Source organism: Protofrankia sp. Cr1, from assembly GCF_963555865.1.
Taxonomy (GTDB): Bacteria; Actinomycetota; Actinomycetes; order Frankiales; family Frankiaceae; genus Protofrankia.
Genome location: NZ_CAUVXO010000644.1, coordinates 1 through 1341, shown reverse-complemented (window position 1 = coordinate 1341; position 1341 = coordinate 1). Strand labels below are relative to the sequence as shown.

General features: G+C 71.7%; 1 protein-coding gene and 1 pseudogene. One reads left to right on the top strand and one right to left on the bottom strand.

Going from position 1 to position 1341, the window contains the following annotated elements:
• Positions 1-310 (bottom strand): annotated as a pseudogene (locus tag U9980_RS28835) (aquaporin); the annotation flags it as partial.
• A 271-nt stretch (positions 311-581) separates the two neighbouring features.
• Between U9980_RS28835 and U9980_RS27265 the strand changes: the two are divergent.
• Positions 582-1223: a class I SAM-dependent methyltransferase gene (locus U9980_RS27265; RefSeq protein ID WP_322770553.1), complete on the top strand. Its 642-nt coding sequence runs from the start codon at positions 582-584 to the stop codon at positions 1221-1223.
• Positions 1224-1341: the final 118 nt, after the last annotated feature.

The window sequence follows — 1341 nt, the reverse complement described above, 5'->3', positions numbered from 1 at the left end:
GTCGGTGAGCAGGGCCCCGGCGATCGCGCCGACGAACTGGACGGCGGTGTAGGCGGCGACCTCGGCCAGCGGTAGGCCGGTGTGGCGGCGGCCGATGAGGGCGTCGGCCAGTGACACGGCCGGGTTGAAGTGCGCGCCGGAGAGACTGGTCCGAGCATGAGGTGAGGACCGCCAGTCCGAAGACTGTGGCGGTGCTGTTCTCCAGCAGGTGGAGTCCGGCGTCGCGCGGAGACAGCCGTTGGGCGGCGATACCGGTGCCGAGGAACTCCGCGAACAGCCGCCGAGCCAGCGGCGCGGGGACCGGCGCCAGTCCTGACGGCCGGGCTCCGCGGCCGGCATGACCGTGAGCGACAATCAGGGAGGTATTGCCCACGAACTGTCCGATGCGGCGGCGAGTCCACGATGTAGGAGGTCACTCCCGATGCGACGGCCGGAGATCGATGAGGTGGCCGGCGCTCGCCGGGTTGCGGCTGGTCTCCCGGTGGCACGACTGGATCGGGGCGCCGGCGAACGACACGGCACCGACCTGGTCAGCGTCTAGCGCCGTTGCCAGCGCGTACGGAGATGACGGAGGAACGGCGATGGAGCGCGAGGGTGCGGCCTTGAACGACCCCACGGCCACGGCCGCCCACTGGGACAACGCCTATGCGCGTGGCGAACGGACGTTGAGCTGGTTCGAGCCGACGGCGGCGTTCTCCGTCCGCATGATCGAGGCGGCCGACGTCGACCGGTCAGCGGCGGTGATCGACATCGGTGGCGGCGCCAGCCGGCTCGTCGATACGCTGCTCGGGCGCGGGTTCAGCGATCTGACGGTGCTGGATGTCTCCACCGCCGCGGAACAGGAGACGCGTCGGCGCCTCGGCGAGCGCGCGGCCCGCGTGCGGTGGCTCGTCCAGGACGTGCGCCGCTGGCGTCCCGACCGGATCTATCGCCTCTGGCACGACCGTGCGGTGTTCCACTTCAACACCGCACGGGCGGACCTCGATGGCTACCTCGCCGCGTTGGACGCTGGCACCGCGCCCGGCAGCGTCGCCGTCTTCGCGACCTTCGCCCCGGACGGCCCGACGCACTGCTCCGGGCTGCCGGTCGCCCGCTACAGCCGCGAGCAGATCAGCGCCACCCTCGGTGACAGCTGGCAGCCGGTACTCACCGAACTCGAACAGCACACCACCCCGTCCGGCGCCGTGCAGCCGTTCACCTGGACCGTGCTGCGCAGACGGTGACCGCGCGACGCATCGCCGGTGGGAACACACGCGCCACAGCGGCAAGCGGACAGCTGGCGACCGATCCCGACGTACCCGGGCCCAGCGCCGTCGTCGTCAACACGCTCGTCGGCCGTCC

Coding starts and splice junctions, on each gene's coding strand:
- U9980_RS27265 (WP_322770553.1), top strand. CDS start 582: ATGGAGCGCGAGGGTGCGGCCTTGAACGACCCCACGGCCACGGCCGCC.